Raw genomic sequence first — 13472 nt, forward strand, 5'->3', positions numbered from 1 at the left:
GATGGGCTTAAAACGGAAATCTTCAGTAGACCCTCAGGTCAAACAGCTTATTGACTGGATGTACCTTCAGGTAAGTCCCTTTTTCAGGGTATATGAGGTGAACTACCATGCCGGGTCAGTCTATTTCTATGGGATGTCACGGGTTAGCCGCAAGGTCATACAGGAATCCCTCACAGCGCAGTTTGCCTCCAGGGGTTACAACCTTGATATCGAATCTAAGTTAGGAGAAGAGGTAATTGCAGCGATTCCCTTCAAACAAGGAAAAGACAGGATCTGGATTAATGTTGTGCTGGCAATAGCCACTTTTTTTACAACCATGTTTGCCGGTGCAAGTATGTTTGGGGCAGATGTAATTGCAGATCCTATTTCTGCTTTTGAAGGATTACCTTTTACTATCGCTATAATGGGTGTGTTGGGTTCACATGAGATGGGACACTACCTCGCAGCTCGCAGGCATGGCATGAAAACTTCCCTGCCCTATTTTATTCCCTTTCCCTCCATAATCGGAACAATGGGGGCGGTTATCAAACACAAAGGAATGATACCGGACAGGAAATCCCTGTTTGATGTGGCAGTTTCAGGCCCTCTTGTAGGGCTTGTGGCTTCAGTAATTGTAACTATCATAGGTTTGATGCAGCCCCCGGTGGAGTTTTCCCCGCTGCCCGGGTCCATTATGATAGACCTGCAGATGCCTCCCCTATTTGCCTTCCTGCAATGGCTAATGGGTTCCAGTGGCCAAACCATTCACCCTGTGGCTTTTGCCGGCTGGGTGGGCATGTTTGTCACCCTGCTCAACCTGCTACCTTCAGGCCAGCTGGACGGAGGGCATGCCATGCGTGCAATGCTTGGCGAAAAAGCGAAATATATTTCTTCTACAATGCCGGTTGTACTCGGATTGATAGCCATTTATATCGGTAATGTAATGGGCCAGAATGCCGGTATCTGGTTTTTCTGGGCGATTTTACTCTTCCTTTTCGCTGCTGCAGGCCATCCCCGGCCAATGGAAGACAGGCACGAACTTGGCAGTAGAAGGATGCTACTGGGAATAGTTACCTTCGTGCTGGGCCTGTTGTGTTTCACGCCGGTCCCTTTCACTGTAGTTACTGTTTAAGGAAGTGCACTGAATGGATATAAATCTCCGGTGGCATCGAAAGAACTCATACAGTCTGGCTGCTCTTTATCCCTTACTTGAAAATGCAGGTTTTGTCAGGCATCCGGTTGAAGGTATAATGGTGTACAGTTTTTCCACCTCACAAAAATCCGGCATATTTGCGGAAGTATCCTCTTCAAACACCGATTCTGTTTATATAGCAGGAGGGCCGCACCCATCAGGATCAGTGGAAGAAACTCTTGAGTTTTTTGATTATGTGGTGATCGGAGAGGGAGAAGAAACCCTGCCACAACTTGTGGATACCCTGCAGATAGATGGAGATGTTTCAAAAGTAGCCGGGATTGCCTACAAAACAAACGGCAGAATTGTGCACACGGCTGCCCGGCAACCGGTAAACCTTGATGATTATCCCTGTTTTGACTGTGATGGCCCCAGGTCACCAATTGAAATCAGCCGTGGATGTCCCTGGAATTGCAAATATTGCCAGACTCCCAGGCTTTTCGGTCACAAAATGCGTCATCGAAGTATTGATTCCATTGTTCGTCATGCACGCTGCTACAATGAACTGAGATTCACCTCTTCAAATGCTTTTGCATACGGGAGTGACGGAATTCATCCGAGGCTGGATAAAGTTGAGAAATTACTTTCCTCCCTCGCAAAACTTGAAGGAAGAAATATCTATTTTGGCACTTTCCCCTCGGAAGTGCGTCCTGAATTCGTGTCCAAGGATGCTCTGAACCTGGTAGATAAATACTGCACAAACAAAAGTATAAGCCTGGGTGGCCAATCAGGCAGTGATAGGATCCTCTGGCAAATTCGCAGGGGACATAGCAGTGCAGATATCTTTAATGCCGTTGAGCTTTGTGTGGACAAAGCTATCGTGCCGATGGTGGATTTTATATTCGGTTTTCCCGGTGAAAACGAAGAGGACCAGCGAATCACCCTGGATATGATCAACTGGATAATCAGTAAAGGTGGCAAGGTGCGGGCTCATTATCTGACCCCACTGCCTTCGACTCCCTATGAAAATATAGTTCCTGCACCGATTGAACCGAATGTAAATAAGCTTCTGGGTAAACTGGCACTGGATGGGAAATTGACAGGAAAATGGGCTTAACTTCTATCTGCAATACGGTGAGTATGAAATTGTCCGCAGTGGTAGATGTTAACGACAATTTCTTTTCCTGAATTGTATTTTTTCATCTGTCTTTCGTACTGTCTCTGGGAAGGTTTGAGTTTATTTTCCCTGAAATGGGAGAGCAGGGTAGTAAGGAAATCTATTCGGTGCTGCAGGAAACCGGTTTCATATTCCACCACATCTTTTGCCATATACATGGCACCCTTCTCAGTCATTTCACAGTGGTAGTAACCGTGTTCATTCAATCCGGCCACATGTCTCCACAGGAGTTTACCCCTTTTGTCGGGTTCACGATTGAGCATATACGGATATATGCTGCATATTGCGGGCCTCTGTTTGTATATGGTACAGAGGCCATCTTCTCCCAGGAAAACACAGGTGCCGTCATTCTTGTAGGTCAGGGCATACCCCTGTACATAGAAATTGCCCTTGTTATCACAGTAATCGAAATAAGGTGCAGGTGTGATTTTTGAAGGATCGATCATCTCGATTCTCTCAACATCCTTCTCCAGCAGGAAAACATGATCATTGTAATCACGGGTGCAACAGCGTGTACACCTGCTGCATTCAAAACCCACATCTTTGATTATATCAACCAGTTCTTCAAAAGGATATGCCTCTACAGCAGAAAGGTCTGATCTGGCCTGTGCGAGCTCTTTACTTATCAAAGCTATCTGCATCACCTGGGACTAACCGCGCTGGCATAGTATTTAAAAATATTTTTAACGGACCACATATACAGGTTTTTTAGAATTGCGTATCACCTTCTCCGCAACACCGCCAAGCAGGAATTCTTTGGTGCTATGCTGACCCCTGGAACCAATGACGATCATATCAACACTCTTACGTTGAGCAAAATCCATGATCTTATCTGACGGATATCCTTCCAGCATTTTTGTCTCGCAGGACAACCCTTTATCTTTTGCAATAGCCATTGCCTTCCTGAATGCGTCTTTGCCCATCTCCTCCAGCACCCGGCGAGAAGGGCTCCAGGAATTAGGATTTGACAGGAGTGATGAACCGGGATGTACCACATAAACAACGTAAATACGACTATCCAACCACTTTGCAATTTCCATTCCCGCATCAAGCACCTGTTTCGAATAATCGGAACCATCAATGGAAATAAGCATTTTTTTATAACTCATTATCTACTCCCCCTTACAGTAAATTAGGACAGTATTTTTTATATAATTGTCGTGCTCATTTTTGTTCCCTGAGCTTTTCGGCAATACGCCTTGAGAGTGCCTTTCCGATACCTTCAATTTCTGCGATCTCTTTTTCCTCAGCCTCTCTGACCTTTTCCACAGATCCGAAATGTTGCAGAAGCTCTTTCTTTTTCTTTTCCCCTATTCCTTCAATCCCATCCAGTTCGGAATGGGAAAGTCTTGCTGACCTTCTTTTCCTGTGGGAAGCCACTGCAAACCTGTGTGCTTCATCCCTGATCTGCATTAGTATTTTTAGTGCAGGAGATTTTTTTGGCAGAATCAGCAGTTTACGGGGATGGGTGTCTGGAAAAATTATATGTTCAAATTTCTTGGCAAGGCCGATTACAGGTATATTCATCTGCAGTTTTTGTAATTCCCGGTTTGCGGCGTTGACCTGTCCTTCTCCCCCATCGATAAGTATGAGGTCAGGCATGGCTTGTTTATCTTCTTTCATGCGGGAGTATCGCCTGTCAACAGCTTCGGCCATCATGGCAAAATCATCAATTCCTTCAACACCTTTGATATTGTAATGCCTGTAATCGGCTTTTGAAGGTGTACCGTTTTTGAACACCACCATCGAAGCTACCGGGTCACTTCCCGATATATTGGATATGTCAAAACCTTCTATGTGCCGGGGCAGTGTACCAATTCCCAGTTTTTCCTGCAGGGTCTCGAGCCCTTTCAGTGTCCCCTCCTTTTTTGCTTTCTCCGTGTTTGTCCTCTCTCGGGCCATTGTGGCATTTTTCATCGCCATATCAAGGAGTTTTTTCTTTTCCCCTATCCGGGGAATGTTCAGGGTGACTTTCCTGCCAGCCTTTTCAGAAAGCCATTTCAGGATTACTTCTTCTTCTGGAGGCATTTCCGGAACAACAATTTCGGGAGGTACAGGGGAATCCTGATAGTATTGCTTAATGAATTCGGCGATAATTTCAGAGGAAGTACTTTTACCCCGGTTCAATTCAAAATCCGCTCTCCCAACCATGTTGCCACTTCGGACATAGAAAAGCTGGACATAGATGTCTTTTTCATCCACATGCAACCCGATTACATCCCTGTCATCGATTCCTGCAGTTGTCCTTTGCTGTTTTGCAAGTTCCCTTAAGCCTTCAATCTGGTCCCGGATAACCGAAGCTGCTTCATATCGCTGTTTTTCTGCGTATTCCTGCATTTGCTGTCTGAGTTTGCCCAGCAGGTCACCGGTGTCCCCCCTGAGGTATTTTACTGCTGCCTTCACATTATCCCTGTATTCTTCCGCATCCACATCTCCTGTACAGGGTCCCATGCAGCGATTTATATGATAGTTCAGACAGGGCCTTTTCTTCTGGGCGGGATTGCCGTGACACCTGCGGATTTTGAAGATCTGGGATATCAGGTCAAGGGTGGTGCGCACCGGCTTTACACTGGTGTATGGACCAAAATACACAGCATCATCCATTAACCTGCGTCTGACCAGATATATGCGCGGGTATCTGGAATTGACGGTGACCTTCACATAGGGATAACGTTTGTCATCCTTAAGGCTGATATTGTACCTGGGCCTGTTCTTTTTTATCAGGTTGGCTTCCAGGATCAGGGCTTCAACTTCTGTGGATGTAACTATGTATTCTATGTCCCTGATCTTGCTAACAAGGACCTTTGTTTTGGGACTCTTGTTTTTGTCAGTCTGGAAGTACTGACTGACCCTTTTCTTCAGGTCCCTGGCTTTACCGATGTAGATAATGGTATCATTTGCATCCTTCATCAGGTATACGCCGGGCAGGTGGGGGAAATCCGATATGTCCGGATGTCGCGGGGCAACATTTTCACTCATTTATGTGTTGTGCACCCCTTGTAGCAGTGTTCAACGAACCTCTCATATGTAATATCCAGGATGGTTTCCAGATTCACTATATCTTCCCGGTTGTACTCAAGAAGCAGGTCAAGGGCTTCTTCTTTTCCTTTTTCATATTCCTTCCACAGGCGCACGGCTTCAAAACCGTCCATGCCTTCAGTCTCTTCGGAGCGGTTGATTCCCAGCATGTGTTCTATATTCTTCAGTCCGCCTTTCAAACCTATTCTCCTTAATGGATACATAAGATCGGTATGCATTTGCTCCATTGTGATCTGAGGGAACTCTCTCTGTATAAAGGGAAGGTCAAAACGCGCACCATTGAAAGTCACCAGGAAATCGTATTGTTCCATCTCCTGTACTATTTCTTCCAGATTTATGCCCCGCACGAAACTTTTCACATCTTTGCCGTCATAAACTCCAATGACAGTTATTTTAGAGGATGAAGGTGAAAGCCCTGTGGTTTCAATATCCACGTAGGCTACAGAGTCCGAAAAATTACGGAATCCTCTCCAGTGTTCGGATGCAGGTATCGATTTTGCAAAATAAGGGATATCGCGTATCTCCAGTTTTTCGATGGAGTTTTCAATTTCCATTGCAATTTTATCTTTTTTGGAACCCGGGAGTTTTATTGAGCTTTTATTCTGCAGGAAATCATTCCATGTGGTGATCCCACCGGACCATATCTTCCTCTCGGTTTCTTTCCCGATACCCGGGATGTGGATATAAGTACTTGTAAGCATTAATGTCACCAATATTTTATATGATGGATTCAGCTCATGTAATTAAATTTGCCAGAATATATATCATTTAAGAAAATGTATTTATATATATGATCAACGTAAATTCTTATACAATATACAACTATAACAGGGAATAACATGCGCGCAGATATTACATCACTCTTTGGGTTAAACGTATATACCAACCTCGGTACTTATGTGGGTAAAGTTGACGATCTTGTAATGAACGTAGACGAGGGAGTAATAAGTGGTCTTGCTCTTTCTGACATCAGCCGTGATTTTTTCGATGTGCCTACAAGGGGTGTCATAATTCCCTATCGCTGGGTAGTCACAAGCGGGGACATCGTTCTTATCAGGGATGTTGTCAGCAAATTCAGGAAAAAAGAGCAAGTAGAAGACTGATCATCTCATGAAAGAGCGAGAGATCTATGCCGATTTGCGTTGTGTATCTCCGGTAATTCTTCGCGTAGATGGCAGGAACTTCCAGCGTACCCTGAAAAAAGAAGGGTTTGAAAAACCCTATGATCTTTTCTTTGCCACCTGTATGGCCGATTCGATAGAGTTGTTTTTTAAAAAGAGCAACATGAACCCGGTTTTTGCATACACTTTTTCTGATGAGGCAAACATCGTATTCAAGGATTTACCCTTTGACAGAAGAGTGGAGAAACTTGATTCGGTTGTACCTTCATTTTTGAGCAGTGCTTTTACCCTTTTTTCAGGAATTGCGGAACCTGTGGCTTTTGACTGCCGCGTGATTCCTGTATGCAATGACCATTTTACTGAATATATGCAGTGGCGACAACAGGAAGCCTGGCGCAATTTTGTTAGTTCTTATGGTTATTATACTCTTATAGATGAAGGTATGGACAGAAAGAGTGCAGCTTCAGTAATGCATGGTAAGAAATCACAGGACATACATGAGATGATGTTTGAAAGAGGCACGAATCTGGCAAAGAAACCTGCATGGCAAAGGCGAGGTGTGGCTGTATACAGGGAAAAATATCCAATAGAAGGATATAATCCTCTTCTGGAGGAAATGACACATTCCACACGTACACGTATATCCCAGGATTGGGATTTGCCTCTTTTCAGTACAGAAGAGGGAGATAATTTCCTCAAAAGACATATATCTCTGGATTGAATAGAGATTGCACAATTATTGACCTTATTATCAGTTAAATTATTTTATGCGGTGACTCCATGGACAGAATAGATCTTGTTAAAAGGAATGCTCAGGAAATTGTTACAGAGAAGGAACTTTATGGACTGATGGAAACAAAAGCAGAGCCATCGGCCTACACCGGTTACGAACCAAGCGGTAAGATACATATGGGCCACGTGCTTACCGTAAACAAATTGATCGACCTTCAGAAGGCCGGCTTCAATATTACGGTACTACTTGCAGATGTGCACGCTTTCCTGAATCAGAAAGGTACTATGGAAGAAGTAAAACAAATTGCTGATTACAACAGGAGATGCTTCCTCGCACTGGGACTTGATCCCGATAAAACCAATTTTGTTTATGGTTCGGATTTCCAGCTGGGTGAGGAATATATGCTCAATGTACTCAAACTCACCTGTACCACTTCCCTGAACAGGGCGCGCCGCAGTATGGATGAGGTCGGAAGGACAATGGATGATCCGCGGGTTTCCCAGATGGTCTATCCAATAATGCAGGCCATTGATATTGCTATGCTTGATGTTGATGTAGCTGTGGGAGGAATTGATCAGCGTAAGATACACATGCTTGCCCGTGAAGGACTGCCTGGCATGGGTTACAGGGCACCGATATGTCTTCATACTCCCATCCTGCTGGGACTTGACGGCGATAAAATGGCATCTTCCAGGGGTAATTATATTTCTGTGGATGATGATGAGGCAGCCATCAAGAAAAAGATGAAAAAAGCTTTCTGTCCTGCTGGTGAGGTAGTCGATAATCCTGTGTTACAGCTCTTCCGTTACCATATATTACCCCGTTATGAAGAGGTCGTGTTCGAAAGGCCTGAAAAATTTGGTGGCAATCTTACATGCAATGGTTACGAGGAACTTGTAAAAATCTTTGAAGATGGAACACTGCACCCAATGGATCTAAAAAACGGTGCTGTAAAATACATGAGCCTGTTACTTGCCCCTGTCAGGGAAGTTCTCCTGTAAATCCCCACAATAACATATATAATGTTTGCAGGCAGATATTTAGCATTAAACCGGGGGAAACATGAAATATACATTTCAGGATTCTACTGATCTGCCTGTACAGCGGGATTTCATTGAGGATTTAAAGAACTTTGTGGATGCCTGTTCCAAAGTTCTTCCTGTAGAAAAGGAGGCTATTGAAAAAAATGAAAATTATCGTAAAAGCACCTATTCTCTTGAAAAGGCACTGGAGGAACTGAACAGTTCCAACGATAAAGTTGTGGACTGTGTCAAGTCCCTTGATTCTGATTTTGCCGGCCACCATCTGGATGAATATAAAAGATCAGTTCTGGACGCCTGTGATAGGGCTGCACAGGAAGGGTTGGAACAGGTAAATCTCTCCATCGAAAAGGAAAGAAATGACTATAACAAATTCATGAATTCTGTTGGCAGTCAGGTCCTTTCTATGTTGAATCCTCTTTTTGAAGGCGGAATTTATGGTTCTCATGAAAGCTATTCCATGGAAGCGGAAAATGGCCACTTAATCGGCAAGAAGATATCAACCCTGGGCTCAATGCAATCTTTCTTTGAATTGGGTTATAACAGGTCTTCTGTTGCGATAAAAGATCTGATTGATACTCTTTTCATCCCCACGTGGACACGTGCCGGATTAATATCCAAGGAAAAAAAGATCAAAATGGAAGACCTGTCCGAGTATTTACTGAAATCGTTTGAGTATGATGGCAATGAACATGTGGAAGCCTCTTTCAGCAATAAAAAGGCAGACCATTCTCTGAAAATCATTTCAGATGGCGATGAGTATTCCGTGATTTTTGATGATACTGATATTACTGCAGACCCTGCGCTTTTTAAATCAATAACTCTCGAAGAGATTGATTCACTTATCAAAAACCTTGTGGATTTTGCCCGGTCCAATATTGCTTCCCGCAAACTTGTCAATTTGATGGCCGGTGATGAGAGTGCAATTTACAGCAATGAGATATTTGACTGCTTAAAGGCCGTTGCAGAACAGTATTCAGACATTATAACCCAATGTCGTGAAAGAGGATATGTTAAGGGTGAAATTACCATCAAGATCGAGCAAGAAGATGGAACACGCACTGAAAAATACGTGGATCGAAGCGAAATATTCAACCGTCTTTCTGAACTTGGCAGTGAAGGATTGGAGATTGCGGGTATTCTCGGGGTTGAATCTTTCAAAAGCGGTTCCCATTAATTTTTCTTGCAGTCATGTATGATCTTTATTGCTGCTGCAAAAATAAAATGTAGACGGATATGTTATTGAATATATCTCAATCCTCTGTATCTGTATATTGATGTTCACATTCCGGATCCAGTTCACATATTATGTGAGCGGTTCCAAATACTTTTTCAACCGGTACTACAAATCCCATTCCACAACCAGGTTTGTCAAGACCCACGTCTTTTTGGATAAATTCCAATATGTTATCGGCATTTGAGGATTTGGCAACTGTTAGTACTATTTCCTTTTCAGGCTCAATTAAATTACCAAGAAAATGTTTCTTTTCATGTACACCTGTGCCCCGCCCGAAAATAATTGTTCCACCCTTTGAACCTGCTTTACGGGATGCATTTATAACAGTATCTCCCCATCCCTTTTTCACGATTGTCACTATAAGGACAAGATCATCCACATCATTATTCACTGTCAGTTCCTCCTATGTATCTCATATATACACCTAACATCATGACAAATATAATAGGTGCCAGCGCTATCAATGCAATCATTCCAAATCCATCCACTATGGGATTGCTATCTGGTTGGGATGTGGCCACACCTACAGCCATTGACATAAGGAAGGTCACAGCCATTGGGCCGGTTGCCACACCTCCCGAGTCAAAAGCAATTGCTATAAAATCTTTATCACAAAACCATAATAGCACAAGGACAATCAGATAACCAGGAACTATTATGTAAAGGAAAGGTATTCCATAAACCAGCTTGGTCATTGCGATGGCAACAAATGCAGCAACACTTACAGATAAGGTATAAAGCATTAAATTTGATTTAATGTATCCACTTGATGATTCCTCTACCTGGTAGCATAATACTCTCACAGCGGGTTCTGCAAAAGTGGCCAGAAATCCCAACACAAAACCAACTGGTATCAAAATCCACTTGGATTTTATTTGTCCAAAATAACTCCCAATCTCCAGACCAACCGGGAAAAATCCGTTGTAAACCCCATAGAGAAACAGTATCATTCCCATTGCAGTTATTGAAAGACCTGCCATGAGTTTTAGGAAATATGAGGAGGGAAATTTCAGATACAATAACTGGAATACAAGGAAAAAGATAACAAGTGGTAGCAGTGCTTCAAGAACTTCAAGAACCACGGCTAATAGGTCCTGGCTGTGTTCAACGGCAGTCAAGGTACAAGTACCCCCAGGAGCATTACTGCGAGTATGGGTCCAATAGAAGCAAGCCCTATCAGTCCAAAGCCTTCGGTAAGTGCAGATTTATCTCCGAGTACCGACACTGTACCTATTCCAAGTGCAAGGATTATAGGTACTGTCATGGGACCTGTAGTTACCCCACCTGCATCAAAAGCTATGGCCAGATAGTCGGGATTTGTAAAAAAGGATAATACCAGAATAATCAGGTACCCAACTGTAAATAGATATTTAATCGGGACTCCATAGGCGATTCTCAACATAGACACGGCCACAAAAAACCCAACCCCTGAGGCAATTGAGATAATCAGTACATTGCGAGAGATACTATCTTCTGAGACCGAATCTATCATTGAACTTAGTACCCTCACATCGGGTTCTGCAACAGTTGCCATAAATGATAAGATGAATGCAGAACCAAGGATGAACAATAAAGAATTGTGTTTTGATAATTCAGAACCAATTGATTCCCCAATGGGAAGCATGCCTATTTTGACACCCAGAAGAAAAAGAATCATACCCAATATGACCATTAATGAACCCATAAAAAAAGATAGGAACATATCATGATTCATTCCAATTATGACCATGAGAAAAAATACTGCTACAGTTAAAGGAAGCACTGCCTGTATTACTTCCTTTGTAGTTTCTTTGAGGTCTTCTATCATTCGATCTCCAGGGATGTATCAATTAAAAAACACTTCTATCAGATTTATGGTGCTAAATTATATGAGATTTTTGTTTTTTAAAAAGCACCGGGGGTTGAAATAATCAGGACATTTTTAATTTCAGGTTTAAAAACACCTTGAAATGAATATATTTATTAGATATCTTCACATAATTCATTTTTATGGAATCGGCTATACTTAATGATATTATAATCATTTTTGGAATATCTATTTTTGTGCTTTATGTATGTAACAAACTTCATATTTCCATTATAGTCGGTTTCCTAGTAACTGGTATTCTGGTGGGTCCTTATGGGCTGGGATTCATAAATAATCCTGATGATATCAACATCCTTGCTGAGATAGGCATTATTCTTTTGCTGTTTACCATTGGAGTGGAATTATCTTTAAAAGAACTCTGGAACATGAAACGTTCTGTGGTACTTGGAGGGGGACTTCAGGTTCTTTTTACAACCCTTGGAACTCTTTTTGCAGCTACATATCTTGGTTTTGGTTTCAGTGAATCCCTTTTCCTGGGGTTTTTGATATCTCTAAGCAGTACAGCAATTGTGCTCAAGACACTCCAAAAAAGAGCCGAATTGCATAGTTTGCATGGTCGCACAATCCTTTCTATATTATTGTTCCAGGATGTCATTGTAGTGGCAATGATTGTGGCAACTCCTTTCCTGGCAGGGGTTGGTGGAAATGATGCAAACTCAATTTTTATGATTCTTCTGAAATCCCTGGCAATTATTATATTCATAATGTTTTTTGCCAGATGGCTAATTCCCCATATCCTATATCACATTGCCAAAACCCGCAATCCTGAATTGTTCCTGCTGTCTGTGATTGTCATATGCCTATCTATTGCTATGCTTACTTACAGTGCGGGACTGTCCCTGGCATTGGGGGCCTTCCTTGCAGGTCTTGTGATATCTGAATCTGAATACAGTCATCAGGCACTGAACAATATTCTGCCCTTTAAGGATGTTTTTTTGAGTATTTTTTTCGTATCAATAGGAATGTTGCTTAATGTACAATTTTTCCTGGAAAACCCTTTACTGATATTACTTGTGACCATTGGTGTTATGTTATTCAAGGGAGTTGTCAGTGGTTTTGTTTCTATGGTTCTGGGATATCCCCTTCGCAATTCCATTCTCACCGGTATGGCACTTGCCCAGGTGGGTGAATTCTCTTTCGTCCTTTCAAAATTCGGGGTTGAATATGGTCTCCTGGACAACTACCTATACCAAATGTTTCTGGATATTTCCATTCTCACAATGGCAGTTACTTCCTTTTCCATTTCCTATTCTCCCTCTGTGGCTGCCAATGTTCTCAAACTTCCTATACCACATCAGCTCAAATGCGGCTTTGCCCGTAAAGATGTAACAAAGATGTACGATAAAAAGGAAAAAATGTCTTCCCATCTTATCATCGTAGGTTTTGGTTTCAATGGTAAAACAGTGGCAAAAGCTGCAAAGGCAGCTGGTATTCCTTATCTGGTTATTGAAACCAATCCAGAGAGTGTAAGAGAAGGTATTTCAAAAGGCGAAAATATTTTTTATGGAGATGCAACCCAGGAAGGTGTACTTGAACAGGCGGATATTGATTCGGCAAAAATAATGATTGTTGGTATCTCTGATGCAACGGCAACCCGCAGAGTGATCTGGCTTGCAAGGGAAATGAATCCCAATATTCATATCATCGCACGAACACGTTATCTACAGGAGATGGGTCCGCTCTATGAACAGGGGGCTAATGAGGTTATTCCGGAAGAATTTGAAACTTCTGTGGAAATATTTGTCCGCCTACTCAGACGTTACCTTGTACCGGAGGACCAGATAAAAAAGTTTATAGAAGATGCCAGGTCAGGTGGATATGACATGTTTCGCAGTGTCTCCTCTGATCCCCTGAATTTTGAACAGATGCAGTTTGATATCCCGGATGTGAATATAGTCTCCCTCCGTGTACCTCTGGGAGCTGATGTGGTAGGGATGACACTTGAAGACCTTTCCCTCAGGCAACGATTCGGGATTACAGTCCTGGCAATCAGAAGAGGGTTGGAAACTATCACAAACCCCGGAGGGGATGTACGTATTCTGGAAGGAGATATTCTTGTGTTACTGGGAAGTCATGAAGATATGAAAGAAATAGGGGACTTTTTCACGGACCTAAGTGAAAAAAATACAAAAAATACTGAGGAATAA

Annotated in this window: 14 protein-coding genes; 7 read left to right on the forward strand and 7 right to left on the reverse strand. The window is 42.6% G+C overall.

The genetic code is table 11. From position 1 onward, the window contains the following. Position 1 precedes the first annotated feature (1 nt). Together BHR79_RS04895 and BHR79_RS04900 are read left to right on the forward strand one after the other, a co-directional pair. Positions 2-1111, forward strand: coding sequence for a site-2 protease family protein (locus tag BHR79_RS04895; RefSeq protein WP_072561322.1), 1110 nt, complete (start codon positions 2-4; stop codon positions 1109-1111). Positions 1112-1124: 13 nt separating this feature from the next. Beyond that, positions 1125-2228 carry a TIGR04013 family B12-binding domain/radical SAM domain-containing protein gene (locus BHR79_RS04900; protein WP_072561323.1) on the forward strand — a complete coding sequence of 368 codons (1104 nt, stop codon included), beginning with the start codon at positions 1125-1127 and terminating at the stop codon, positions 2226-2228. On the opposite strand, the gene BHR79_RS04905 is transcribed toward BHR79_RS04900, so the two are convergent. The 4 genes from BHR79_RS04905 to BHR79_RS04920 are packed head-to-tail and all read right to left on the reverse strand — an operon-like array spanning position 2225 to position 6028. Next, on the reverse strand, positions 2225-2929 hold the full coding sequence (locus BHR79_RS04905; protein WP_072561324.1) for a YkgJ family cysteine cluster protein: 705 nt from the start codon (positions 2927-2929) through the stop codon (positions 2225-2227). The two genes, BHR79_RS04900 and BHR79_RS04905, sit on opposite strands and share 4 nt — an antisense overlap. 42 nt (positions 2930-2971) lie before the next feature. Further along, positions 2972-3397, reverse strand: coding sequence for a universal stress protein (locus BHR79_RS04910; RefSeq protein WP_072561325.1), 426 nt, complete (start codon positions 3395-3397; stop codon positions 2972-2974). Between the two features lie 55 nt (positions 3398-3452). After that, the gene (gene uvrC / locus BHR79_RS04915; RefSeq protein WP_072561326.1) at positions 3453-5267 is read right to left on the reverse strand and encodes an excinuclease ABC subunit UvrC; all 1815 of its coding nucleotides are present in this window, start codon (positions 5265-5267) and stop codon (positions 3453-3455) included. Further along, positions 5264-6028 carry a ribonuclease H-like domain-containing protein gene (locus BHR79_RS04920; protein WP_072561327.1) on the reverse strand — a complete coding sequence of 255 codons (765 nt, stop codon included), beginning with the start codon at positions 6026-6028 and terminating at the stop codon, positions 5264-5266. The genes uvrC and BHR79_RS04920 overlap by 4 nt, the downstream gene beginning before the upstream one ends. A 138-nt stretch (positions 6029-6166) precedes the next feature. Here BHR79_RS04920 and BHR79_RS04925 point away from each other — a divergent pair, with 138 nt between their 5' ends. From BHR79_RS04925 to BHR79_RS04940, 4 genes are all read left to right on the forward strand, one after another. Then, positions 6167-6430: a PRC-barrel domain-containing protein gene (locus BHR79_RS04925; protein WP_072360677.1), complete on the forward strand. Its 264-nt coding sequence runs from the start codon at positions 6167-6169 to the stop codon at positions 6428-6430. Positions 6431-6437: 7 nt separating this feature from the next. Next, positions 6438-7169 (forward strand): tRNA(His) guanylyltransferase Thg1 family protein, encoded by a 732-nt coding sequence (locus BHR79_RS04930; RefSeq protein WP_072561328.1) that lies wholly within the window; start codon positions 6438-6440, stop codon positions 7167-7169. Positions 7170-7228: 59 nt separating this feature from the next. After that, entirely contained in the window at positions 7229-8182 is a 954-nt protein-coding gene (locus BHR79_RS04935) for a tyrosine--tRNA ligase (protein ID WP_072561329.1), read from the forward strand. Between the two features lie 61 nt (positions 8183-8243). After that, positions 8244-9398 (forward strand): hypothetical protein, encoded by a 1155-nt coding sequence (locus BHR79_RS04940; protein ID WP_072561330.1) that lies wholly within the window; start codon positions 8244-8246, stop codon positions 9396-9398. Positions 9399-9474: 76 nt separating this feature from the next. Here the strand turns inward: BHR79_RS04940 and BHR79_RS04945 are convergent, their stop codons facing one another. Genes BHR79_RS04945 through BHR79_RS04955 form a run of 3 tightly spaced genes read right to left on the reverse strand, consistent with a single transcriptional unit; the run spans position 9475 to position 11265 of the window. Then, positions 9475-9849 (reverse strand): P-II family nitrogen regulator, encoded by a 375-nt coding sequence (locus BHR79_RS04945; RefSeq protein ID WP_072561331.1) that lies wholly within the window; start codon positions 9847-9849, stop codon positions 9475-9477. Then, positions 9842-10576, reverse strand: a complete 735-nt coding sequence (locus BHR79_RS04950) for a DUF1538 domain-containing protein (RefSeq protein ID WP_072561332.1) — start codon at positions 10574-10576, stop codon at positions 9842-9844. Before BHR79_RS04950 ends, BHR79_RS04945 begins: the two co-directional genes overlap by 8 nt. Beyond that, a complete protein-coding gene (locus tag BHR79_RS04955) occupies positions 10573-11265 on the reverse strand; it encodes a DUF1538 domain-containing protein (protein WP_072561333.1) in 693 nt (230 codons plus the stop codon). Before BHR79_RS04955 ends, BHR79_RS04950 begins: the two co-directional genes overlap by 4 nt. 182 nt (positions 11266-11447) lie before the next feature. On the opposite strand from BHR79_RS04955, the gene BHR79_RS04960 reads away from it, so the two are divergent. After that, complete coding sequence (locus BHR79_RS04960; protein WP_072561334.1) at positions 11448-13472, forward strand: cation:proton antiporter domain-containing protein; 2025 nt, start codon at positions 11448-11450, stop codon at positions 13470-13472.

The organism is Methanohalophilus halophilus (assembly GCF_001889405.1).
In the GTDB taxonomy this organism is placed as follows: domain Archaea; phylum Halobacteriota; class Methanosarcinia; order Methanosarcinales; family Methanosarcinaceae; genus Methanohalophilus; species Methanohalophilus halophilus.

What these genes read in the sequence shown, in the direction of transcription:
- BHR79_RS04895 (WP_072561322.1), top strand. Translation starts at nt 2, where the DNA reads ATGGGCTTAAAACGGAAATCTTCAGTAGACCCTCAGGTCAAACAGCTT.
- BHR79_RS04900 (WP_072561323.1), top strand. Translation starts at nt 1,125, where the DNA reads ATGGATATAAATCTCCGGTGGCATCGAAAGAACTCATACAGTCTGGCT.
- BHR79_RS04905 (WP_072561324.1), bottom strand. Translation starts at nt 2,929, where the DNA reads ATGCAGATAGCTTTGATAAGTAAAGAGCTCGCACAGGCCAGATCAGAC.
- BHR79_RS04910 (WP_072561325.1), bottom strand. Translation starts at nt 3,397, where the DNA reads ATGAGTTATAAAAAAATGCTTATTTCCATTGATGGTTCCGATTATTCG.
- uvrC (WP_072561326.1), bottom strand. Translation starts at nt 5,267, where the DNA reads ATGAGTGAAAATGTTGCCCCGCGACATCCGGACATATCGGATTTCCCC.
- BHR79_RS04920 (WP_072561327.1), bottom strand. Translation starts at nt 6,028, where the DNA reads ATGCTTACAAGTACTTATATCCACATCCCGGGTATCGGGAAAGAAACC.
- BHR79_RS04925 (WP_072360677.1), top strand. Translation starts at nt 6,167, where the DNA reads ATGCGCGCAGATATTACATCACTCTTTGGGTTAAACGTATATACCAAC.
- BHR79_RS04930 (WP_072561328.1), top strand. Translation starts at nt 6,438, where the DNA reads ATGAAAGAGCGAGAGATCTATGCCGATTTGCGTTGTGTATCTCCGGTA.
- BHR79_RS04935 (WP_072561329.1), top strand. Translation starts at nt 7,229, where the DNA reads ATGGACAGAATAGATCTTGTTAAAAGGAATGCTCAGGAAATTGTTACA.
- BHR79_RS04940 (WP_072561330.1), top strand. Translation starts at nt 8,244, where the DNA reads ATGAAATATACATTTCAGGATTCTACTGATCTGCCTGTACAGCGGGAT.
- BHR79_RS04955 (WP_072561333.1), bottom strand. Translation starts at nt 11,265, where the DNA reads ATGATAGAAGACCTCAAAGAAACTACAAAGGAAGTAATACAGGCAGTG.
- BHR79_RS04960 (WP_072561334.1), top strand. Translation starts at nt 11,448, where the DNA reads ATGGAATCGGCTATACTTAATGATATTATAATCATTTTTGGAATATCT.